Below are 24,222 nucleotides of genomic sequence, written 5' to 3' on the forward strand. Positions count from 1 at the left end.
CATCCCATACAGTCAAGTGGAGATACAGACATTGTGTACTTGTACTCAGAAGCCTTTGGCTTTGTATCAGCAAGCTTAATGTTTGCTGGAGCTGCCTTAACCTCATCCTCTGAAAGCATGTAAGGACGGATTGTAGCGTGTGAACATACGAATGCACACTGGTTACACTGGATACACTTCTCTGGATCCCATGTAGGAACTGTTACAGCCGTACCACGCTTCTCGTAAGCAGCAGCACCAAGCTCGAACTGTCCGTTTGGATTCTCTGAGAATGCAGATACTGGAAGTGAATCTCCATCCATCTTTGAGATAGGCTCAAGGAGGTTCTTAACCATCTTAACAACCTCTGGACGACCCTCAAGTGCTGGCTTAGCAGCATCTGGAGTTGGGTTCTTCCATGAATCTGGAACATTTACCTTATGTACAGCATCAACACCAGCGTCGATAGCGTTGTAGTTCATCTGAACAACATCGTCACCCTTCTTGCCGTATGACTTCTTAGCAGCTGCCTTCATGTACTCAACAGCCTGATCGATAGGCATTACATCAGCAAGCTTGAAGAAAGCTGACTGAAGGATTGTGTTTGTTCTCTTACCCATACCAATCTCGATAGCCTTGTCGATAGCGTTGATTGTGTAAAGCTGGATGTTGTTGTCAGCGATGTACTTCTTTGCCTCAGCGTTGAGCTTCTCTTCGAGCTCTTCGTCTGACCACTGGCAGTTGATCATGAATACTCCGCCTGGCTTAACATCCTGAACCATCTTCATGCCCTGTGTAACGTATGCAGGGTTGTGGCAAGCTACGAAGTCAGCCTGGTTAATATAGTAAGGAGACTTGATTGGGTTGTCACCAAATCTCAAGTGAGAAATTGTAACACCACCAGTCTTCTTTGAATCATACTGGAAGTATGCCTGGATGTACTTATCTGTGTGATCACCGATGATCTTTGTAGAGTTCTTGTTAGCACCTACAGTACCGTCACCACCGAGACCCCAGAACTTGCACTCCTTTGTACCAGGAGCTGATGTAATAGGAGCTGGCTTAACCTCTGGAAGTGAAAGGTTTGTAACGTCATCAACGATACCGATTGTAAATCTAGACTTTGGAGCGTCCTTCTCAAGTTCCTTGTATACAGCGAATACTGATGAAGGAGGAGTATCCTTTGATCCAAGACCATATCTACCACCGCAGATAGTGATGTCGTTAAGACCTGCTTCACGAAGTGTTGTAGCAACATCAAGGTAAAGAGGATCAGCAAGAGCACCTGGCTCCTTTGTTCTATCAAGGATAGCGATCTTCTTAACTGTCTTAGGAAGTGCTGAAAGGAATGCCTCTGAAGACCATGGTCTGTAAAGACGTACCTTAAGTACACCAACCTTCTCGCCGTGTGCGTTGAGGTAATCAATAACCTCTTCTGCAACGTCGTTGATAGAACCCATAGCGATGATGATTCTATCTGCATCAGCAGCACCATAGTAGTTGAAAAGCTTGTAATCTGTACCAAGCTTTGCATTTACCTTGTCCATATACTTCTGAACAACTGCTGGGAAGTTATCATAATATGTATTGCAAGCTTCTCTATGCTGGAAGAAAACGTCACCGTTTTCGTGTGAACCACGCATTGTAGGATGCTCTGGATTAAGTGCACGAGCTCTGAACTCGTTGATAGCATCCATGTTAACCATCTCTTTGAGATCTGCATAATCCCACTTCTCAATCTTCTGGATTTCGTGTGATGTACGGAATCCGTCGAAGAAGTTAAGTACAGGAACCTTACCCTCGATAGCTGCAAGGTGAGCTACAGGAGCGAGATCCATTACTTCCTGTGGATTTGTCTCACATAACATAGCGAAACCTGTCTGACGACAAGCATATACATCTGAGTGATCACCAAAGATGTTAAGTGACTGTGTAGCAACTGTACGAGCTGATACATCAAATACACAAGGAAGCTGCTCTGCAGCGATCTTGTACATATTAGGGATCATAAGAAGAAGACCCTGTGAAGCTGTGAATGTAGTTGTGAGTGCACCTGCACCAAGTGAACCGTGAACGGCACCTGCAGCACCTGCCTCAGACTCCATCTCTACAACCTTTACCTGATTTCCGAAAATATTTTCAAGGCCTGCTGCTGACCACTGGTCAACGAAATCGGCCATTGGGCTGGATGGTGTAATAGGATAAATTGCAGCAACATCTGTAAACGCGTAAGCTACGTGTGCTGCAGCCTGGTTTCCATCCATAGACTGTTTTGCTCTTGGCATTTCTAATTCCTCCTTATTAAATAGGACATTTATAGTTACTAGGAAATGGGAGAAAAACCGGCTCCCGTTCCCATAATGTCGTGATTTTATAATAGAACTATTGAGAAAAAAATTCAATAAAACTAAACCCCATTTCTGTTCATTTTGGAGTACAAAATAATTTTTTAACAATTTGGACATACTATTCTATCCACACGGACATATGTCTTTCCGTGAATTACATGTAGAAAAACATGCAAAAACGCATAAAAAAATCAGCACTTTTAATAAGAAACTTTCATTGACAACTGTCACTTTGTTAAATATAATTTTAAAAAATTTACAGTCAATTAAAGAAAGAGAGGTTACGTTATGGCATCGATTATCGGTGATGGTATTACTTTCGACGACGTCTTACTGGTTCCTCAGTATTCGGAAGTAACTCCAAATCTTATTGATCTTCACACAAATCTTACTAAAAAAATTAAACTTAACATTCCTATGATGAGTGCTGCAATGGATACTGTTACAGAATCCCGCATGGCAATCGCTATGGCACGTCAGGGTGGTATCGGTATTATTCACAAGAATATGTCTGTTGAAGCACAGGCTGAAGAAGTTGATAAAGTAAAGCGTTCAGAAAATGGCGTTATCACTGACCCATTCTTCCTTGGACCAGACAACACACTTGCAGAAGCTAACGAGCTTATGGGCAAGTTCAGAATCTCAGGTGTACCTATTACAAAAGAAGATGGTACACTCATTGGAATCATTACAAATCGTGACCTCAAATTCGAAACAGATTTCACAAAGAAAATCAGCGAGTCTATGACTTCAGAAGGACTCATCACTGCAAAAGAAGGTATTTCTTTAGAGGAAGCAAAGGCTATCCTTGCTAAGTCTCGCAAAGAAAAGCTTCCTATTGTTGATGATAATTTCAAACTCAAGGGACTTATCACAATCAAAGATATTGAAAAGCAAATCAAATATCCTAACGCTGCTAAGGATGACCAGGGTCGTCTTCTCTGCGGTGCCGGTGTTGGTATCACAGGAAATATGATGGAGCGTGTTGAGGCTTTAGTTAACGCACAGGTTGACGTTATCGTTATGGACTCAGCTCACGGTCATTCAAAGAACATCATTGAGGCAGTTAAAAAGGTTAAGGCTGCTTACCCTGATCTTCAGGTTGTTGCTGGTAACATCGCTACAGGCGAGGCTACTAGAGCACTTATCGAAGCAGGGGCTGACGCTGTAAAGGTTGGTATCGGACCTGGTTCTATCTGTACAACACGTGTCGTTGCAGGTATCGGTGTTCCTCAGATTTCTGCAATCATGGATTGCTACGCTGTAGCTAAGGAATATGGTATTCCAATCATCGCTGATGGTGGTATCAAGTACTCAGGCGATATGACAAAGGCTCTTGCTGCTGGTGGTTCAGTATGTATGATGGGTTCAATGTTTGCAGGTTGTGACGAAGCTCCTGGTTCATTCGAACTCTTCCAGGGTCGTAAATACAAGGTTTACCGTGGTATGGGATCTCTCGCTGCTATGGAGAATGGTTCTAAGGACCGTTACTTCCAGGAAGGTGCTAAGAAGCTTGTTCCAGAGGGTGTTGAAGGACGTGTTGCATACAAGGGTTCTCTTGAGGACGTTATCTTCCAGCTCGTTGGTGGTATCCGTTCAGGTATGGGTTACTGTGGTTGCCCTACTATCCCAGAGCTTCAGGAGCGTGGCAAGTTCGTTAAGATTTCCGCTGCTTCCCTCAAGGAGTCTCACCCACATGATATTCACATCACAAAAGAAGCTCCAAACTACTCAGTAGACGGCTAATTAGATATGACATAATAAAGCTCCATGTTATATTCTCAAATCTCTAAAAATTACTCACCGAATAATTTTAGGGCTTTGAGATGTACATGGAGCTTATTTTACATTCTTATAAATTACTTAGATACTCTTTTTCAACAGCAATAACTTTATAATCTTCAAATTTAATTAGTAATACTTCATCCCCTTCAAACTCGTCATACCTAATATCATATCCAAGATAATAATTACCATTATCACCATCTTTATCTGGATCATATGTCAAACTCTGCTCACCTAGTAATTCTTTGATTTGATCATCCGTCATTCCAAGCAACTCATATTTTTCCTGCAAATCCTCAATCATAAGATATCTATCTTCATTGGAAGCCTTTTGCCATTTTTCTACAGAGAACTCTTGTTGAACACTTTCGTTATTTCCACACCCCAAAAGAATTGTAACTAACACACAAATAACAAAACCCCAATATATAGTTTTTCTAATTTGGAAATTCATAATCAACCCCCTCATAAATAGACAAAATCCATTGTATAAAAATGCTCTTAGCTTTTTCAACATCTGTATCATTTCCCTGTTGAATATATTCACTCCCATAAGTTTCCTTTTCGATAACTTCCGCTGTATTCAGAATACCTATATCAGCATATCCATTACCCATTATCTCAAAGAACTCTATTGCACGTTGTTTACTATCATTTTCAACATCGCTATAATATTCTGAGAAAACATCTAATCCTATATCATCATTTTCTACCATTCTATGATAGATATTTATAGCATCTATGTCAGACTGAAAATCTGATTCAGAATATCTTCCAGAATCTATATCTCCCTTGAAACTAATTTCAAAATCAGTATATGAAAAACTGAAGTTTGAATTTATCGGTGAGTTAAACAAATCAACTGCCCATCTCCCTAAATCTATAATATGTTCTTCATACATATTATCTCCATGGGCAAATGCTGCAATTTGAACTATCGAATGCGCGAAATCATTATTCTTATCTTTAGCCCTTTCTTTTATCTTTGTATATGTTTCATCTTTAAATGAAGAATTATCAATATCAATTCCTTCTTCTCTTAATTTATCATAAGTAAAATCTGCATGTTGTAAATTCAGTAAAACTTGTAAATCAGTAACTTCTTGTTCTGATAAACCTAGCATTCTCAAATAAAATATAGAGACTGATTCAAATGGTTGTCCCGTTGTTAACCTCCATCTTTTAGCATCGTAGTTTATACACAATGATGATAAAACTCCATATGTAAAGGCTATTCGAGCATATTTATTATCGAAAGCACACTCACAATATGTATTTAACAAATCAATAGTTTTCACTATTAATTCGGCTTCTTCTTTTGTATAGCCATACTGATCCATAAACATTTGAACTGAAGGTGTAACCGATGATTTATTCCCTGAAGAATTGTGTTGATTCGAATAACATGTACAATTTAGACTCAAAGATTTTGTTACATAATCAGCTGATATATTAAAAGACTTTTGCATCTTTCTCATGTATGGCACCAACGAATCGCATACGAAAGGTCTATAATCTTTTGTCAACTTTATCATTGACTCAGTACCTTCAAAAAGTGTCATCATACATTCAGTTCCTACAATTTCTTTTTTCATAGATAACGGAGTCTCATCGAAAACTAAGTCGGATGCTTTAGCCTCTATTGCATTCACAATATTAGTAAATTGTGCATTATCTAAAAATAATTCATTCTTATACATTTTCCGTTCTCCCTAATATATCATTATAACATTTTACATCAGTAGCTTAACGCTACCTATACGGGATTATTTTAATATATAATCGATATATACACAATACTTCTGTGTGCTTAAATAGATAAAAAAATACTTGGAAAACGACAGAAATAGTCTTTTTCCAAGTATAATTGATATAAATATATTATTTTATAGATTCAAATTCATCGATTATCTCTTGCTCTGGAGCTGGTGTAAGTAGGCTGACTACTACGCAAAGCACAAGGGCTACAATGAAGCCTGGAAGCAATTCGTAGATTCCGAATACACCGCCTAAAGGCTTGATAAGGAACTTCCAGATGAAGACCATGGCACCGCCACCAAGCATTCCGGCTATTGCACCGTATTTGTTGGCTCTCTTCCAGAAAAGCGCAAGTAACATGATTGGTCCAAAGGCTGCTCCGAAGCCTGCCCATGCGAAGGATACAATCATAAATACTGAGCTATCAGGATTACGTGCAATGAAAATTCCAATTGCCGAAATAACGATAAGTACTACACGTGCAAGTACCATCTGCATGTGTTCTGAAAGCTCTACTCCAAATGTTTCATGGATGATGTTTTCAGATACAGAGGATGATGCGGCAAGCATCTGTGAATCACAAGTAGACATTGTGCAGGCAAGGATACCAGCAAGAATAACTCCTGCAAGAAAAGCCTGTGGAATACCTGTTTCTGAAAGTGTCTGAGCTATTGAAATGATTGCTCTTTCTGAATCAGCTAACTCTCCGATTACACCCGCGTGTACCATTGTTCTAGTCATTACTCCAATAAAAATTGCAACTCCCATTGCAATGAATACCCATACAGTTGAGATTCTACGGCTGAGTTTTAATTTCTTAGGGTCTTCAATAGCCATAAATCTAAGAAGAATATGAGGCATACCAAAGTATCCAAGCCCCCATGCCATTGTAGAAACGATAGTAATAATTCCGCCATAGCTTACTCTGCTGCCTGTTGCGAAATCGTGGAAGCCAAATAAATCGATATAGCCATCAATGGACATGCTAAATGTGCTAACTGTTCCAATACCTCCAACAGTGTGAAGTCCAAATGCTACAACTGCAATAAGTGCAATTGTCATGATAATAGACTGAACAAAGTCTGTTGTTGATGCAGCAAGAAAACCACCTGTAGCTGTGTATCCGACAATTACTGCTGCTGATGCAAGCATTGCAACTGTATAATCCATTCCAAATAGTGATGAGAAAAGCTTTCCACATGCCGCAAAGCCTGAGCCTACATATGGGATGAAAAATACAACAATTATTACTGAAGATATAACCATTAATGTATGGCTCTTATCTCTAAATCTGTGCTCAAAGAAATCTGGTACAGTTACTGAGTTATTTTTTTCAGAATACTTACGAAGTCTTTTCGCTACTAAAAGCCAGTTAAGGTAGGTACCTATACCAAGGCCAAGAGCTGTCCAGAATACATCGCAAATACCTGCGGCATAAGCGATACCTGGCAATCCCATAAGAAGCCATGATGACATATCAGATGCCTCAGCACTCATGGCCGTAACAAATGGTCCTAACTTTCTACCACCTAAATAGTAGTCATCAACTGTGTTATTTTCTTTTGCAAAGCTGACACCCATTATAAGCAGCGCAGCCAAATAGATTAAAATCGCAATTACAATACAGACTGTGTTCATTATTGCTCCCTTTCTTTATTCCATGCTAACCAATATAATTAGCTAAAAATTGTCGCGTGCGTTCGTTCTTAGGATTATCAATTACCTGAGCAGGTGTGCCCTGTTCTGCAATTACTCCGCCATCCATAAATATTATCTCATCGGACACGTCATGGGCAAATCCAATTTCATGGGTAACGATAATCATTGTTGTGTGCTGCTGAGCCAATTCCTTAATGACCTTTAGCACTTCACCAGTAAGCTCTGGATCCAAAGCAGATGTTGGCTCATCAAAGCATAAAATATCGGGCTTTAGTGCCAGTGCTCTTGCTATAGCAACTCTCTGCTGCTGTCCGCCAGACAACTGATGTGGGTAGAGGTCCATCTTATCAGATAATCCCATTTTTTCAAGGAGCATTTTACCCTCGGCAATTATCTCCTCATCAGTTTTACCATTATTTTCAAGCTTGGGGGCAAGCACCACATTTTCTAAAGCAGTATACTGTGGAAAAAGGTTAAACTGCTGAAAAACCATTCCGAAATGAAGTCGTTTTTCTCTTAAGTCTGTTCCTTTTTTATGTCCTACCCTCCCATTAAAAAGTAGCTCATCCTTTACTGCTATAATTCCCTCGTCTGGCGTCTCCAAGAAATTAAGGCATCTAAGCAATGTAGTTTTACCTGAGCCTGAGCTACCAATAATAGAAAGGGTCTGGCCCTTTTCCATTGTGAAATCTATGCCCTTTAGGACTTCTGTATTTTCAAACTTTTTCTTTAAATTTGCAACTCGTAATATCGCCATATTTTTATCCTACTATTTAAAATAATTCAGCTTTTTTTCTATTCTTCCAAATAATAAGGTGAGAAGTCCACTGAATAAAAGGTAGTACACGCCGGTATAGAATAACGGCCAAATGATACCTGCACTTTTGATAAAGCGTTCACCTTCCCAAATGATTTCATAGAATGCAATAACTCTGGCAAGAGAAGTATCCTTTACCAGAGTAATAACCTCATTTGAAATCGGTGGAACTATACGCTTGATTACCTGCAGAAGAATGATTTTGAAAAAGGTCTGTCGTTTTGTTAAACCAAGAACTGCAGCCGCTTCATACTGTCCATTAGGAATGGACTGGATTCCGCCTCTGAATATTTCACTAAAATAGCAAGCATAATTAAACACAAATGCTACAAGTGCTGCTAAGAATCTACCGCTTTCTCCTGAACCCCAGATATTTGTCCCAAGAAATATTCCAGGACCATAAAAGATAATGAGAAGCTGAAGCATAAGTGGTGTACCACGTACTACCCAAATAATAAGTCGAATGGGTCCTCTAACCACAATGTTTCTATTCATTGATCCAAAGCATATGATTAATCCTAGCGGCAATGAAAAAACTAGTGTTAACGCGAATAGCTTGAGAGTTTCTAAGAAACCCCCAAGCAATGATAAAGTAACTGTTCCGAACATTTTATACCATCCTACTGTGCAACAAGTGATTCTTGTACACCATATTTTTTAGCTATCTCTTCCATTGTGCCATCATCATAAAGTGCTTTGAACTGGTCGTTAATGTATTCTGCTAAGTCTGAACCCTTTCGGCAACCAACACCGTATTCTTCTGTTGTAAGCTCTACAGTGTGTGATAATGTAGGGTAGCTAGTTCCCTCTCCAATCATAGCACCTGCCATAAGTAAGTCGATTATGCAGGCATCTGATGTACCAGCAGCAACTTCCATAATTGCATCTGACTGTGTTTTAACTGCCACATAATCAAATCCGTTAGAAGAAGCAGCCTCTTCACCAGCAGAACCTGATTCTACAGCAAATGACATATCAGCCACATCATCTACGCTATTTACATTTGCAGCATCCTCTGCGTTAACTACAACTACCTGAGCGTTGTTGCAATATGCCTTTGTTGTCTCCATAGCATTTGTAACCTCTGGTGTAAGAGTCATACCATTCCAAACAACATCAATTGATTTATTCTCAAGCTCAAGAATTTTGTTATCCCAATCAATTTCAACGAATTCTACATCAACGCCAAGTGATTCAGCAACAGCAGCTGCCATATCAGCATCAAAGCCAATCCAATTGCCACTCTCATCTTTGTAGTCCATTGGTGCAAAATCAGTAATACCTACGATAAGTGTACCCTTCTCCTGAATATAAGCGATGTCGCTCTCTGTAGAGCTGTCAGCAACTGGTGATTCACTCTGTCCCCCATTGCTACCGCAAGCAACAAAAGAAGCTGCCATAGTAAGCGCCATTAACTGTGCTAATAATTTTTTCTTCATATATCTATCTCCTCACAAAATTGAAAATTAAAATTCCGTTTTATACTTTAGTACTTTATCACACTAAATTGTTTTTGTAAATAAAAAACTACAGTTACCTGTAGTTTTTTTTTAATATTATTTATCCCAAAACTCAATCGCCTCTGAAAGCCAATTGTGAGCCTTGGTTCTCTTTCCAAGACCAATACCATGAGGAACTCCAAAATACTTTTCGTATTTGTGCTCAACATTGTTTTGAGTAAGGGCTGCATCAAACACATCAGCATGTCTACTAGCAGGAACTAATACATCCCAGCTGCCTGAATACATGAATGTCCTTGGATAGTCAGCCTCGATATACTGCTGAACATCCAAAAGCTTCTTGCCCTTTCTATGTTTTCTGATACCGAACATATGAATACTGCCTCTATTGCTAAGCCATATTCCGAGCAGTCCGATCCAAATATTCCAGTATGGATGATGGAGCCAATCATTTACACAAGTCCATGGGTACCCAAGAATTAAAGCTCCTGGTTTTGGAACCTGATAATCGAGATATCCAAATTTGTGGCTAGAAAAAATACCAGCAACATTTCCACCTGCTGAGAATCCAATCAAGCTGTAGTTTTCCATTGTGATTCCAAATTTATCGCAGTTTTCCTGAATCAAACGAAGAGCCATACCCAAATCCTCCATAGGAGCAAAAGGAGCACATTCTCTTCCTGTTCTATACTCTAAAACAAAAGCATTGATTCCCTTTTTGTTAAGCTCTGCAGCAACTGGGTATCCTTCTTCTCTAGTACATACATGGGCATAGCCGCCACCAGGAAGAACCATAGCGAATCGCTTGTCTCTAGGTTCATCTGCTGGGAAAAACATTAGTCTTACATCCCTTTTATGTTTCTCCTGTGCCAACTCTTCCATCGAGTAAACTGGCATCTGAATAAATTTGCCTTTGCGTCTGAGTTCTTTTACTCTGGCGCGTCCGCCCTTAACATCATTTGAAATGTGGGCAATATAAAACATTCTAGCCAAGGAATAAACCGTAAATACGAAGGTCAAAATAAAATAAACCAGAATTATAGTACGAATGGCTTCGGCGCAGCCCTCCGCAAATAAATAAAAATGCATATCATCCTCCAAAATAGCAAAATGCCCGCTGGGTTACGCTCTCAAGCCTTGGACATTGCTTTCTTCGACTAAAATGTCTCAGAAAGTAACGCCAAGAGCTTGATAACTACCCAGCAGGCTTTATTCTACCACATATTTTATATATTATGCAGTATTTATTTATTACGTTTAGCGCTTGCCTTTGAATGTAACCTTGACGCGCTGCTTGAATCCGTATGGAAGTACATACTTGAGCTTGTCCTCAGATGGAGTCATCTTTGAACACTCTGGATGCTCGCGGTAAAGCTTAATAGCATCAAACTCACACTTAGTTGTACATACACCACAGCCGATACACTTATTCTCATCAACTACAGAAGCACCACACTTGAGACATCTAGCTGTCTCCTTCTTGATCTGCTCCTCTGTAAGCTCTACAGTCTTGTCACGGAATGTAAGCTCTCCGTCAACAGTAGTCTTTGATACGCCAGGGATCTGACGTGGGCTGTGATCATAATCATCAATACGAAGGTCATCCTTGTTAAGCTCGATGAAATCACGACGATTACGTCCGATTGTAAGTGAGCTGTGTGGCTGAACAAATCTATGGATAGAGATTGCACCCTCACGACCAGCTGCAATTGCGTCGATTGCGAACTTAGGTCCTGTGTACATATCACCTCCAACAAAGATGTCTGGCTCGTCTGTCTGGTATGTAAGAGCATCAGCCTTTGGTCCGCGCTCGATAACAACCTTTGAACCCTTGAAGAGGTCGCCGTATACACTACGCTGTCCTACTGAGAAGATAACGTGCTTGCACTCTACTGTGACCAGGTCATTCTCATCGTACTGTGGAGAGAAACGACCTGTCTCATCCTTAACACGAGTACATTTCTTGAGAACGATACCCTTAACAGCACCAGCCTCATCAACGAGAACTTCCTTTGGACCCCAACCGCAGTTGAGCTCTACACCCTCAGCCTCTACGATTTCGATCTCTTCTGGAGATGCTGGCATGATATCTCTGCTCTCAAGACAGAACATAGAAACCTTTTCATTACCAACACGTCTAGCAGAACGTGCGACATCGATAGCAACATTACCACCACCGATAACAACAAGGTCTCCCTTGATGTCATAAGCTTCATTCTCTGAACACTCGTGCAAGAAATCAACAGCTGTAGCTGTACCAATAGCATCATCACCTGGAACACCTGGCTTGTTACCACCCTGACAACCGATTGCTACGTAGAATGCCTTGTAGCCCTGGCTACGTAACTCATCAAGAGTGATGTCCTTACCAACCTCAACGCCGCACTTAATCTCTACACCAAGCTCCTTGATGATGTCGATTTCTGCGTCGATAACGTTGTTTTCAAGAACAAATGATGGAATACCATAACGGAGCATACCACCTGGATAGTTGCTCTTTTCAAAGATTGTAGGCTTGTAACCCTTAAGTGCCAAGTAATAAGCACATGAAAGACCTGCAGGACCTGCACCTACAATAGCAACCTTTTCTGTAAATTCACCCTTCTGTGAAGGAACAATTTTCTTAGGGATGTAACGTGTCTCAGCCTTGAGATCCATTTCAGCAAGGAATCTCTTTACCTCATCGATAGCGATAGCCTCATCGATTGTGCCACGTGTACAAGCTGCCTCACAACGTCTGTTACATACACGACCGCAGATTGCTGGAAGTGGATTATCCTGCTTGATAAGAGCAAGAGCTTCTTTGTAACGACCCTGAGCTGCCATACGAAGGTATCCCTGAATAGCAATATGAGCTGGACAAGCTGTCTTACAAGGAGCTGTACCTGTCTCATAGCAGTTAATTCTATTATTATCTCTGTAGTCATCATCCCACTCGTCAGTAGACCACTTCTTCTCTGTAGGAAGAACATGCTTTGGATACTGAACCTGAGAGCCATCAGCCTTGCAAAGCTTCTGTCCGAGCTTTACAGCACCTGCTGGACAATTCTCTACGCACTTACCACAAGCTACGCAGTCCTCTGCTGTAACATGAGCAACGTATGCAGAACGTGACATATTTGGTGTATTAAATAACTGTGATGTACGAAGTGCATAACATACATTTACATTACAGTTACAGATAGCAAAAATCTTGTTTTCGCCGTCAATATTAGTAATCTGGTGAACAAAACCGTTGTCCTCAGCCTGCTTGAAGATAGCAAGAGCTTCTTCACGTGTGATATATTCGCCGCCCTTGTTTGTCTCAACAACATAGTCAGCCATATCACCTACAGCAATACACCATCCTTCTGGATCATCAGCACAGCCCTCATCATATGTCTTTCTAGAAAGACGACAAGAACATGGTGATTTAGCGTATTTGCCTTCGTATTTATCAAGCCAGTAAGAAATCTTTTCAAGGTTGATAGCCTGTTGCTCCATGCCGATAGCTTCTTCTACAGGGATAACGTGCATACCGATACCAGCGCCTCCTGGTGGTACCATGTGTGTAAGTCCCTCAAGTGGAAGACGGCTCATACGCTCGAAGAAACGTCCCATTTCAGGATGCTCGTTAAGGAAATCCTGATTCATGTTAGAGAACTCTGCTGAACCTGGTACGAACATTGGAAGTACCCACTGTTTCTCATGAGCAGCATTCTCATAATTCCACTCAATAAGTCCTGTGTAGCTAGCCTGCTCAAGTCTCTCTGAAAGAGTCTTTTCGTCAAGTCCTGTGATTGCAAGAAGCTGCTCAAAAGTTTTTGGCTTTCTGATGCCACCCATAGAAAGTGCAAGCTCTGCGATTTCTTTTGTTGGTGCAAGATTTGCAACTGCCCAGTACTCTGGGTCATACTTTGTAATCTTCTGAAGACCAAGCTTGATTTTAGCACGGTCAGTGATGACTTTTCCAAGCTTAAGAATCTCTGGACGGATATCTTCGTCCTTTAAATCCTTAACCCAGTCTGGATAAAAATCACCTAAACGATCTGGTCCAATTCCCATATTAGTTATTTCCTCCTTTAATTCCTCAATTAATTAAAAATACTACCCTCAAAAAAGACTCTACTGATGTTGTTCAACTAGGCCCCTCAACCAATCAGTCCACTCATCAAAACCCTGGCCAGTTTTTGCAGATACAAAGATTACCTTTGCATTAGGGTTTAATTCGTGAATTCTCTGAACAACTCGCTCTTTTGAAAACTCTGTAAATACCGGAAGTGTGTCGCATTTGTTGACAAGAACAACATCACAAACTGAAAACATCAGTGGATATTTGAATGGTTTGTCGTCTCCCTCTGGAACAGAGAGAATCATTGCATTCTTTGATGAACCGGTATCAAATTCTGCTGGGCAAACCAAATTGCCAACATTTTCAAGGAAAACTAAGTCCAAATCCTCAGTGCCTAACTCATGCAGTCCCTGGCGAGTCATGTCAGCATCAAGGTGGCACATGCCTCCTGTATGTATCTGAATTGCAGGTGCACCAGCCTCTGTAATAGTAGCGGCATCTACATCAGAATCAATATCAGCCTCCATTACACCAATTCGAATCGAATCCTTAAGTCTAGCGATTGTTTGGCATAAGGTGGTGGTCTTTCCCGAGCCTGGAGCGGACATCAGATTAATAAGTACTGTATTCTGCGCCTTTAGCTCCTCTCGGAGTCGATTAGCATCAGCATCATTGTCTTCAAAAATGCTCTGCTTTACTTCGATTATTTTGTAGTCCAACATATATCCTCCCATCAGTGTCATTACACATCTGTTGTTGGTCGCTTACGTTAGTAAACTCTAACCAAGAAGATTAGTTTCCTTGATAATAATATACTCTAATTGATAAAAATTTGTCAATTAGAACACACCTCGGAAGTCGTATGAAATCTAGTACAAAGCGACGTACTGCCACACGTGTGTATTATTTATTTTGTAGAATTATAATTAATATTGAAATTAACTTTTACCAATACAGTTGTGCCATGATTCTTTTTTGAGCTAAGGGAAATTTTACCACCCATTAGTTCAATTATATTTCTAGAGATAGCCAATCCTAAACCAGAGCCCTTTAATAATCCTTCTGGAGAAACATCTTCTTTGGTAAAAGGTTCAAGGGCAATAGCTTGGAATCCATCACTCATTCCTATTCCATCATCTTTTATAGTAAATTCATATTTGGCAATGTTAAATATCTTAGAAGGCTTTTGCTCAACTGTAAGATTTACGTGGCCACCCTCTGCAGTATATTCGATTGCATTGTTAAGAAGATTTACAAGTGCCTGCTGCAATCTTGCCTCGTCTACAATAAGGTCCTTATTTAATAATTCCTTCATTTCAACCTTCAAGGAAATATTCTTTTCTTCTGCCTTTTTAGACATGGTCTTATCAAGCTCATTAACAAAATCGATGATGTTAATTTTGTCATGCTCTAATGTAACCTTTTTCTGTTTTAACAAGCTCATCGCAACCATATCGTCAATGACAGACAACATATGACTACTAGAATCATGAATAGATTCGAGACTATCCTTTAAAAGTATCTCGTCATCTGATACCTGCATAGCCATATCAGAAATACCTACTATCTTATCAATTGGCTCCTTGATAATATTTGAAATACTATCAATAAACATGATTTGATTTTTATTAGCATTTGAAAGTACTGCTATGCTTAACTTCAAATTCCTGATTTGAACAGTCAGTAGAATAATAACTGAAAGGACAAATACGATTATTATCACTAGGAAAGCAACCAAATTGTCGTTAACCCAGTCTGCAAAGGAATAGGTATACAAGCCCTTTGTATATTTATAAGCTATGTTTTCTGCGTAATCTGGGCCTAATACACGAATTCCTCTATTAATCAATCTAAGAAGTCCCATATCGCCATAGCTAACTCCCAAGCATCCATCTGTTCCATCAGAAAGCTGCCTAATAGAAAGCTTTTTGTATTTGGAATTTCTAAGAATTTCATTAGCGCGCAGGCCGTTTAATGTGGTGCAATCCACCTCTTTATTCAAAACAGCTTTTAAGCACTCATCCATATCGGCATATTCAACTATTTTTGCATTTGGATATTTTGATTTTATATAGTAGATTTGTAAACTATTGTTACCGTTTACTGCAAATGTAGCATTATCAGGATTAACTACTACTTTTTCAAAAATCAAATCCGACCTTGCTGATATAAATGGACTGCTTTGATAAATTTCATTTTGTTCTGAATAATAAACTCCACCACCAACTGGAAATGCAATATCTATCTCACCATTATTAATGGCAGCAATTACGTCATCATAGCTGTCATATCCTACATAGTTAATATTAATATTTTCAACATCAATCGCACTGAAAATCGCTGGAATCAGTTCTTTGATAATTCCTGTAGTTTTGCCATCCTCATCATTGCCGCAATATGGCAAATAATTGTTTAGATAACCTACTGTAACTGAATCATGTTCACTAAGCCACTGAATTTCATCTGCAGTCAATGCCTTTGCAGAAACACTTGAGGCATAATAATTTGTACGCAAATCATTTACAAAGTAAGGTTCATTAGAATATAAACTAATCTGTGCTTCATTTAATTCATCTAAAAGATCCTGTCTTTCTTTATTTACAGCAAGATAGAAATCACTCTGTCCAAAGGTCACTAATACCTGATAATTACTACGACTGTCAGTTCCCTCACCCTCGGCAGCAAGTAAGTCGATTTCCTTTGCATCAAAAGCATCGAACAATTCGCCGGAATCATCATATCGAATAACCGTGGCTCTAATATCATGTTCGCTCAAATAATTCTCAAGAGAATCAGCTACTGCACTATCAAGAACTCCGATAGTATGTCCGCTAATTGATGATATTTCCGAAGTAATCTCGTAATTGTCATCCAATTTCACCAAATTATAAATGGTACTACCCATAGCTATATCTGGATAGCTGATAAGCTCTGCGCGGTCTTCTTTGTAAGCTAGGCCGGCCAAAAGATCTATCTCACCATCAACAAGCATTTGGTACAAATCAGCAAAACTGCCATATACATACTCATATTTCCATCCTGTGTACTCAGATAGCTTGAGGTAATAATCATATGCATATCCAGTTTTTATCTCCCCTTCGGCGGCACCGCGTTCAAAAATCCCATTTTCGTAATATCCAACTTTGACGGTTTTCCGCTGTGAATCAGCCGCACTAGAAAAAAGTGGATCCTGAAATAATGATATAACAAGACCCACTAGTAATATGCAAATAAGTTTGAACTTTTTGTTATAATTTAGAATGTTTCTCCCCATCAATTCTCTCCTGTTTACTATTTAAAATCCAACACAATAATTTACTCTCAAATTTTAATTAGTGTGGATTATTTTACAGCTGCAAACTAAATTTTAAAAATCAGTTTCCTTCTCTATAATATACTATTTCTTGAAAATTATTGTCAATCAAAACCCACTTCAAATCACTATATATTCTATCATTAGACAATATTATGCCACATATGAGTATATTAATTGACATTTTCTTATTTTGTATGCACAATTTACTACAATTCTAATTGTGAATTATTTATGAACAAGGCACATTTTAAGAATTTATACACATTTAATTTTTAAAATTAAACCATGAAAAAATTGGTTAAACTTTTAAAAGAGAAAAGAATAATATGTTCGCTAGTACTAGCTCTCCTAGTGCTTTATTCCCCTATGTCTATAGTGGTCCAAGCCAGCGAAAGCTATTCAAACACTTTGTGCGCCTATAAAAATCTATTAAGTGCCCAAGAAATAGCTGTTTATAATCAAGTTTATTCCGCTATTTTGGATTACAATTCATCTCTATTTAGATTAGAAGAACCTCTTTTGGAATCAGATTTGGAAGACACTATGAATGCGCTTTTCAACGATCATCCAGAGCTGTTTTGGGTGAATACCGCATATAAATACGCAGTGGATTCAAATAATGTGGTTCACAAAATCCAACTTAATTTTGGAATCAGTGAATCTGATTTTACAAATGTGCAGGCGTCCTATGAGAATGCAGTAAAAACAATTGTTTCAGAAGCTGCTGCATACTCATCAGCAGTGGACAGAGAAAAATATATATACGACAAAATATGCTCTATGAACACCTACAATGAATGTAGCGCCATGAATCAGAGTGCTTATTCTGCACTGACCTCTGGCTCTTCAGTATGTGCAGGTTATGCAAGAGCCTTTCAGATTGCTTGCCTTCAATCAGGCATTCCTTGCTACTATGTCACGGGAACATCCAGAGGTCAAAATCATGCATGGAACATCGTGCAAATCGATGGCAAATACTACAATGTAGATTTAACCTGGGATGATTGCCTCAGCGAAACACTAGGCTATAATTCATACTATTACTTCAACAAAAATGACCTAGAATTCTCTCTCGATCATTCTAGGTCAGCGTTATCATCACAGCTTGTAAGCTGCGTAGACTAATTAAATATCACGTTCGTTACGCTCTCAATCCTGACATCTCACTCCGCTCAGCTAAAATGCTTCGCTTGAGTAAGAGTCAGAGAATGATAGCTACGAACTTACTGTATTCTATCTGCGACAATTACTAAACGGTGGGTCGCAACGTAAATAGGTGTGCAGGTATAAAGCGTAAGCTGCTCCTTGCCGGGTGTGGATTCTAGGACTGACAAGTCTTCTGGGTCCACTACTTTTATTTCTGTCACAGCGTATGTATAGGTTCCTTTGGCTGTGTCCACGTAAATCAAATCATCCACTTCTACTTCATCAAGTCGATTGAAATATTTTCCAAAATTGTAATTGCGATGTCCTGCTATAACGCAATTACCCTGCTCTCCTGGAAGTACAGTAGTGGAGTCATGTCCTAAGGACTCAGAAAGAACATTTCTGGTAACGCCTTCACGAACAGGATTTTCTGAGTCAATGGATGGGATTCTAAGAATGCATAACATGTCGCCATCAACTACTGGCTCATTGTCTATATCTGAATAGACCTCTCCACTTTCGATGTATTCCCTAAACTCTGATATAGTTTTTTCTTTCTCATGGTACTGTCTTATATTTAAAGCAATAGAGCTAAGCAATAAGCCTAGCCCCAATGCTATAAGAACAAGTCCAATTACTTTTTTAATAACTTGCTTTTTCATTTATTTAACTCTTTTTTCTTTTCCAAACACAAGAAACAATCCACATGCAATAAGGATAACTGCTGCAAGATATGCAATCAAGGTTCCGATAAATCCACCAGTTTTTGCAAGTGTTGGTGCTGAATCCTGATCATCTGTCAAAGCAACAATCTCATGCTCCTTAATTGTCAAATCTTCATCAGCCACATCAGTAGTAGGTGCTGCTCCATAGTGTGAATGGTGGCTACCATTGGTTGATGACGAAGACTCTGTAGCCTCTTTGACTGGTGTCTCTGAAGGCTCCTCAGTTGGAGTATCTACAGGATCTGTTACCTCTGTAGTAGGCTCCTCAGGAACAATGACAGGTGTAAGTTTTGGTGTAACATTCTTGCCCAACTCAGTAATTGTTGAATTCGTAAATACGGTAGAGCCCATAGGCTTTGTAAGAAGTGATGTTTCTACCTCGCCATCCTCATTAGTAGTACCAACAATTTTGATTGTAATAGGGTCTACTGGATCATAACCTTCTATCTCAGCAGTTGGCTTAAGAATATATTCTTCCTGATATTTCAAATCGTAAACCGACTCTAATGTATCCTCATCTACTGTAGTAGGTGTCACTTCTACAAGCTTGCCTGCTATAGGATCAAGTGTGAATAAAGTAAACTTCATTTCCTCAAAAATAGTTGGGTCAATACCAAGTGTATCTGGGCTGATTGTAAATGTAGCAGTGCTGTCTGGCACTTCTATCTCATCACCATTATCATCGGTGATTGTCTTAGTTTTATATGAATCAACCATTGTGATTTTAGCATCATCAATAACCTGATCATCTACTTCAATCTCACCATCAGTTGTAATTACAATGTGTATAGAATCTGCCACATCATATCCTGCTGGGGCTACGATTTCGTGTAAATAGTAATCTCCTGCTGGAAGAGCGAATTCCTTGGCACTTCCATCTGTAGTCCATGAAGAGATGTTATTGTCCTTTGCTGCATCCACATCACTCTCTTCACTAAGAATAAGTTCTGCGCCTATAAGGTCATTTCCCTGACCATCAGAGATTTTGCTAATGGTAAATGAAAAAGTATCCTTAATAGAATCAATCATAAGAATCGAGTCAACAGCAGCCCATGTATTATCAGTATTTCTCTGATATAGCTGGTCATCTTCCACCTTGAACACGATATTATTTGCAGTATTGTAACCAAATGGTGTTGTTGTTTCTGTTAACGTATATACGATATCCTCGCTGGCTGTAAATTCATAACTGCTATTACCTGTAGTCCATGCAGCTGCTGACTCAGCAGTACTATCAGAGTTAACCCAAGTAATTTCAAGCCCAGCATCTGCCACATAGTTGTTAAGGCCATCTTGTTTTAAAATACTGATTTCCTTCTTAGGCTTAGCATTATAAAGAGTATTATTCTCTTTTTGTTTTCTAGCTGCAGTAAGCCCCTTTTCGCCTGTTGTTACAGATTTTCCAGTCTGATACTCATCTGGAATAATGTATCCATCAGGAGCTGTTGTCTGTATAATTTTATATTCAGTATTAGGCTGAATAGATGGTCCCTTAAAAATAATTTCCCCATCACTATCGATATCTGCTTCTGCAACAACCTTACCTTCTAAATCGACTAATTTAAAATGTCCCTCTTTTAACAGAATTGTTCTATCATAGTCATCTCTCAACTCTGCGAAGTAATATGTATACTTTGTAAAATCTACGCTAGAAAAATCAGACTGGCTGTAAGAAACAACTGCATTATTTGTTTCTTCAGAACCATAACCAACAAGTTTTACATCATTAGTGAAATCTCCTGCATCTTTATTAAGCATGTAGGCTGTATATTTCAGCACAAATGCCTTACCGTCATATCCCTTAGGTACTACTACCTCAAGAACTGTTTTGCCGTCTACCGTGTTAACACGTACTGTCACACCTGTGATTTCTGTACTTGCTGTAAGCGTTCCAGTCTGAGCTACTGTAGCCTCATATAAATGAACCGAATCCTCATCTAATGAAAGACTCGCTCCTAATGTATCTTGAATAACAACCTCGTCAATATCATCTGAATACAATGTCTGCTGAGCCGGATTCAATGAAACAGTATAATCAATAACCTCTTCGTTCTGACTACCTGTTTTTGCAATTACTGTGTTAGTAAACTTAGTAGTAGCTGAAGATGTTGTGGCTGTAGCATACTGTGTACTTACGAGGGATGCAGTATTACTGATAGTTACATCACCAGTATTTTTAAATGTCTCGCCATCTTTAACCTTTGCTGTAAATGTGATAGTAAATTTTCCTGTAATAGAGCCAAGATCAAAAGTTAAAGTATTTGAAGCAGTGTCATAATCTACTGTTGCACCTGTAGCAGAGCCATCAACATATTCTAATCTGCTATCGAGAACATCAGTAATTTTAACACCATCCATAGGCATCTCATTAGTATCCACAACTAATGTATATGGAATAGTTCTAGTTGCATAGTTGTATGAACCTGCAGTCTTTTTGATTACATTACTTGTGCAGCTTTGAGTTGCTGAGTGTGTGGCTTTGACCGCATCAGTATCTCCATAATGTAGGTTAACTTGATTTGTATAACTTTGGGTAGCATTACTTGCCCAAACCGATTTATTAGTAAGACGTGTTGTAACTGTAAATGTAAGAACATCTTCAATGTTCTGCTTACTAAAATCAAATACAACTTTTCCATTAGTAGATTCATCTATAGAATAATCTGACTCACCACTAAGTGTGGTATCGCCTAACTTAACATCTGAAATGCTCACATAGTCATTGTCAGCTGGCAATATATCAGTCACCCTTACATTTGTAAGGGACTGCTTGCTCTTATTAACTGTAACATTCCATTTAATAGTATGATTTGTTGCATCATAACCGCCTGCTTCCTTTTGAATAGCAGCATTTGTAACTAGAAGTGTTTCGTTAACAAAGCTTTTACCTACTGTAGGTGGAGTTGGTGCAGATACATACTCACCATTTCCATTTTTATATTTATATGAAATAGTTGCCTGATTTTTAGGAATGGTGTGATTTTCCTTAATATATGTATCAAAATCCTCAATTGTAGTTTGGTAAGTCACAACATATTTAGCTGTGCCACTCATTTTACCGAAATTGAATGTCTGAGTGTTATCGCTATAGCTATAATCATATGTAACAGCCTTATCATCACTGTCCACAACTTTAACATCTGAAATGGAAATTGTAACACCTGAATCAGCAATAACTTTGTCTGTCAGGACCACATCATATAAATCAAATCCATTGTTTTGGATTGTGACTGTCCAGCTGGCAACACCATTGCTATCTACCTGACCGCCTTCTTTGTCAATCCATTTAACCATGGTTTGAGTAAAGGTAGATGATGCTGAATCTGAAATATTTAAAGCATCATAATCATCAGTAGCTGGTGCTGTAACTACAATCTTGTTGCTAACTGATTCACTAATCTCTTTAGATTCGTTGATGCTACTAGTTTTAGCAATAACATCTATCTTTGTTTGATATGTGAATGTATTTGTTGCGCTCGCCTCATTATCTTTGTAAGTCCAAGTTAATGTAGAGCCGTCATTTGTGGCAATATCGCTTTTTGTTCCATTTACTGTAAATGAGCCTGCAACATAATCCTGTCCTGAGCCAAATGTATCTGTAAAAGAATAACCATCTACATATTCGATTGGATTGCTGTTATTTTTTAGTGTAACTGTCCAAGTAACAACTCCATTAGCATCAGGGTCACTAGCAGTCTTTGTAACTGTAGGCGCCTTAGCCATGTACTCATCTACATTAACTGTAATAGTAGTACCACCAAATGATAAATCATAGCTTGATTTGGCATTAGAACCATCACTTGAAATATCAAGCTTTAGGTCAAAACCTGCAGTTGCATTTGTGACAGACTCGATAGTCTCTGTAAAATCAGCTATCTTTAATATAGCATTTCCATCCGAATCAAAACTGATGATTCCCAATGTGGTGGTTCCATTTGTCACGGTAATATCTGCATTATCCGACCTTACGCACTCACTTGGTATGCCAGGAATCTTGTAGCTTTTACCTGGGTATACATAGTTATAAGCAGCGTATTTTTCGTCACCAGAAAGGACAATACTCATATCATTAAATACATATTTAACTCTGATTGTATCATCCTTTGAAATGACATTATCTCCATCTGAAGTCAATGCAGTTTCATTTCCATTACTATCAACCTTTGATACAGTTACTGATTTAATCAAATCATTTTCATTGATTTCTTTAGTAGGGTCTGCTTCATTGTCCTCAATAGAAACGACTGCATATGTAGAAAAATGCTCGGTATCAAAGCTGACCTCACCATTTCCAACAGTAGCCCCCATATCTGAGGCAGACGTTGCATCATCAGTTACGTGGTAAACATCCATGTCTACACTGTCGTCACTCTTGGCTTCTGATGTATCTATGTTAGAAAAGGAAACTGTAACATTTCCCTTTGTAGAATCTGGTTGTATTTCATTACCCTCTGCATCCCTTATTGTGATATCAAAGGCGCGCACCTTTGTAATCTCCTGAGAATCAGAAAGCTTTTTCTCAACTGCATCTTCTATAGAAGAAACAGTATTTGAATCAATGAGCTCAGTTACATTAAAATACGCTCCCTCAGGCAAAACGCCCTCAGCTGCTGTAAGAGTAACCTGAACTCCATTTATTGTCTTGGACTGCTCAAATGAAACCTCAGCTTCTTCAGTTTCTTCTTCGGTTTCTTCTAGAGCTACCGTCTCTTCAACTGCTTCAATTACCTCTTCAGAAGCATCAACTACTTCTTTTGCCTCTTCGGAAGCCTCAGTAATCTCCTCAGTTGTTTCTTCGTTAATTTCTTCACCTGATTCAGCGACTTCTTCATTTTCCTCAACTGATTCAGCTTCATCTTTTGTCTCAATGCTGTCTGCTGACTCAATTTCCACTGATTCCTCATCAGCTGAATCAACAACATCTACAGACTCAACATCCCCTTCTGCAAAGGAGACAAAGTCAGTTCCAAAAGTATTTAGCAATACCAATGTGCCCAGTAGCATTGCCATGAATTTCTTTTTCATTGTCTCATCCTTCCAGTCAAAATTATTTATATCATATCCCATCAGCTCGAAAGCCAACGTATACTAACATAGCAAAAAACTGACATTCAGTAAACCAGTTTCGCGAAAGTTCTACACAAAAAAAGAGATGTCCGGCAACGTCGAACATCTCCC

The 24,222-nt window shown here is 39.0% G+C and carries 15 protein-coding genes; 2 read left to right on the plus strand and 13 right to left on the minus strand.

Annotated elements, in window-relative coordinates; translation table 11 throughout:
• Nucleotides 1-2,264 (minus strand): pyruvate:ferredoxin (flavodoxin) oxidoreductase (gene nifJ / locus E7276_RS11865; RefSeq protein WP_294217868.1); only part of this gene is annotated, 2,264 nt, incomplete at its 3' end.
• Between the two features lie 351 nt (nt 2,265-2,615).
• Between nifJ and guaB the strand changes: the two genes are divergently transcribed.
• On the plus strand, nt 2,616-4,073 hold the full coding sequence (gene guaB, locus E7276_RS11870; protein WP_294217872.1) for an IMP dehydrogenase: 1,458 nt from the start codon (nt 2,616-2,618) through the stop codon (nt 4,071-4,073).
• A 106-nt stretch (nt 4,074-4,179) separates the two neighbouring features.
• On the opposite strand, the gene E7276_RS11875 is transcribed toward guaB, so the two are convergent.
• The 10 genes from E7276_RS11875 to E7276_RS11920 all read right to left on the minus strand — a co-directional run bounded on the left by E7276_RS11875 (nt 4,180) and on the right by E7276_RS11920 (nt 17,131).
• A complete protein-coding gene (locus E7276_RS11875; protein ID WP_294217875.1) occupies nt 4,180-4,566 on the minus strand; it encodes a hypothetical protein in 387 nt (128 codons plus the stop codon).
• On the minus strand, nt 4,550-5,812 hold the full coding sequence (locus E7276_RS11880; protein WP_294217878.1) for a hypothetical protein: 1,263 nt from the start codon (nt 5,810-5,812) through the stop codon (nt 4,550-4,552). Before E7276_RS11880 ends, E7276_RS11875 begins: the two co-directional genes overlap by 17 nt.
• Nucleotides 5,813-5,993: 181 nt before the next feature.
• On the minus strand, nt 5,994-7,508 hold the full coding sequence (locus E7276_RS11885) for a sodium/proline symporter (protein WP_294217881.1): 1,515 nt from the start codon (nt 7,506-7,508) through the stop codon (nt 5,994-5,996).
• Nucleotides 7,509-7,533: 25 nt separating this feature from the next.
• Nucleotides 7,534-8,286, minus strand: a complete 753-nt coding sequence (locus E7276_RS11890) for an amino acid ABC transporter ATP-binding protein (RefSeq protein WP_294217884.1) — start codon at nt 8,284-8,286, stop codon at nt 7,534-7,536.
• 12 nt (nt 8,287-8,298) lie between these two features.
• Nucleotides 8,299-8,955 (minus strand): amino acid ABC transporter permease, encoded by a 657-nt coding sequence (locus E7276_RS11895; RefSeq protein ID WP_294217887.1) that lies wholly within the window; start codon nt 8,953-8,955, stop codon nt 8,299-8,301.
• 11 nt (nt 8,956-8,966) lie between these two features.
• Entirely contained in the window at nt 8,967-9,785 is an 819-nt protein-coding gene (locus E7276_RS11900; protein WP_294217890.1) for a transporter substrate-binding domain-containing protein, read from the minus strand.
• Nucleotides 9,786-9,902: 117 nt separating this feature from the next.
• Nucleotides 9,903-10,895 carry an alpha/beta hydrolase gene (locus E7276_RS11905; protein WP_294217892.1) on the minus strand — a complete coding sequence of 331 codons (993 nt, stop codon included), beginning with the start codon at nt 10,893-10,895 and terminating at the stop codon, nt 9,903-9,905.
• A 168-nt stretch (nt 10,896-11,063) separates the two neighbouring features.
• A complete protein-coding gene (locus tag E7276_RS11910; protein WP_294217895.1) occupies nt 11,064-13,850 on the minus strand; it encodes an FAD-dependent oxidoreductase in 2,787 nt (928 codons plus the stop codon).
• Nucleotides 13,851-13,910: 60 nt separating this feature from the next.
• A complete protein-coding gene (gene hypB / locus E7276_RS11915; RefSeq protein WP_294217896.1) occupies nt 13,911-14,579 on the minus strand; it encodes a hydrogenase nickel incorporation protein HypB in 669 nt (222 codons plus the stop codon).
• Nucleotides 14,580-14,764: 185 nt separating this feature from the next.
• On the minus strand, nt 14,765-17,131 hold the full coding sequence (locus E7276_RS11920; RefSeq protein ID WP_294217899.1) for a transporter substrate-binding domain-containing protein: 2,367 nt from the start codon (nt 17,129-17,131) through the stop codon (nt 14,765-14,767).
• Nucleotides 17,132-17,692: 561 nt separating this feature from the next.
• Between E7276_RS11920 and E7276_RS11925 the strand changes: the two genes are divergently transcribed.
• Nucleotides 17,693-18,298, plus strand: a complete 606-nt coding sequence (locus E7276_RS11925) for a transglutaminase domain-containing protein (RefSeq protein WP_294217902.1) — start codon at nt 17,693-17,695, stop codon at nt 18,296-18,298.
• Between the two features lie 98 nt (nt 18,299-18,396).
• Here the strand turns inward: E7276_RS11925 and E7276_RS11930 are convergent, their stop codons facing one another.
• Complete coding sequence (locus E7276_RS11930; RefSeq protein WP_294217905.1) at nt 18,397-18,981, minus strand: class D sortase; 585 nt, start codon at nt 18,979-18,981, stop codon at nt 18,397-18,399.
• Nucleotides 18,982-24,069 carry a SpaA isopeptide-forming pilin-related protein gene (locus tag E7276_RS11935; protein WP_294217908.1) on the minus strand — a complete coding sequence of 1,696 codons (5,088 nt, stop codon included), beginning with the start codon at nt 24,067-24,069 and terminating at the stop codon, nt 18,982-18,984.
• Nucleotides 24,070-24,222: the final 153 nt, after the last annotated feature.

This window comes from Pseudobutyrivibrio sp. (assembly GCF_015057185.1).
GTDB lineage: Bacteria > Bacillota > Clostridia > Lachnospirales > Lachnospiraceae > Pseudobutyrivibrio.

What these genes read in the sequence shown, in the direction of transcription:
- guaB (WP_294217872.1), top strand. Translation starts at nt 2,616, where the DNA reads ATGGCATCGATTATCGGTGATGGTATTACTTTCGACGACGTCTTACTG.
- E7276_RS11875 (WP_294217875.1), bottom strand. Translation starts at nt 4,566, where the DNA reads ATGAATTTCCAAATTAGAAAAACTATATATTGGGGTTTTGTTATTTGT.
- E7276_RS11880 (WP_294217878.1), bottom strand. Translation starts at nt 5,812, where the DNA reads ATGTATAAGAATGAATTATTTTTAGATAATGCACAATTTACTAATATT.
- E7276_RS11885 (WP_294217881.1), bottom strand. Translation starts at nt 7,508, where the DNA reads ATGAACACAGTCTGTATTGTAATTGCGATTTTAATCTATTTGGCTGCG.
- E7276_RS11890 (WP_294217884.1), bottom strand. Translation starts at nt 8,286, where the DNA reads ATGGCGATATTACGAGTTGCAAATTTAAAGAAAAAGTTTGAAAATACA.
- E7276_RS11895 (WP_294217887.1), bottom strand. Translation starts at nt 8,955, where the DNA reads ATGTTCGGAACAGTTACTTTATCATTGCTTGGGGGTTTCTTAGAAACT.
- E7276_RS11900 (WP_294217890.1), bottom strand. Translation starts at nt 9,785, where the DNA reads ATGAAGAAAAAATTATTAGCACAGTTAATGGCGCTTACTATGGCAGCT.
- E7276_RS11905 (WP_294217892.1), bottom strand. Translation starts at nt 10,895, where the DNA reads ATGCATTTTTATTTATTTGCGGAGGGCTGCGCCGAAGCCATTCGTACT.
- E7276_RS11910 (WP_294217895.1), bottom strand. Translation starts at nt 13,850, where the DNA reads ATGGGAATTGGACCAGATCGTTTAGGTGATTTTTATCCAGACTGGGTT.
- hypB (WP_294217896.1), bottom strand. Translation starts at nt 14,579, where the DNA reads ATGTTGGACTACAAAATAATCGAAGTAAAGCAGAGCATTTTTGAAGAC.
- E7276_RS11920 (WP_294217899.1), bottom strand. Translation starts at nt 17,131, where the DNA reads ATGGGGAGAAACATTCTAAATTATAACAAAAAGTTCAAACTTATTTGC.
- E7276_RS11930 (WP_294217905.1), bottom strand. Translation starts at nt 18,981, where the DNA reads ATGAAAAAGCAAGTTATTAAAAAAGTAATTGGACTTGTTCTTATAGCA.
- E7276_RS11935 (WP_294217908.1), bottom strand. Translation starts at nt 24,069, where the DNA reads ATGAAAAAGAAATTCATGGCAATGCTACTGGGCACATTGGTATTGCTA.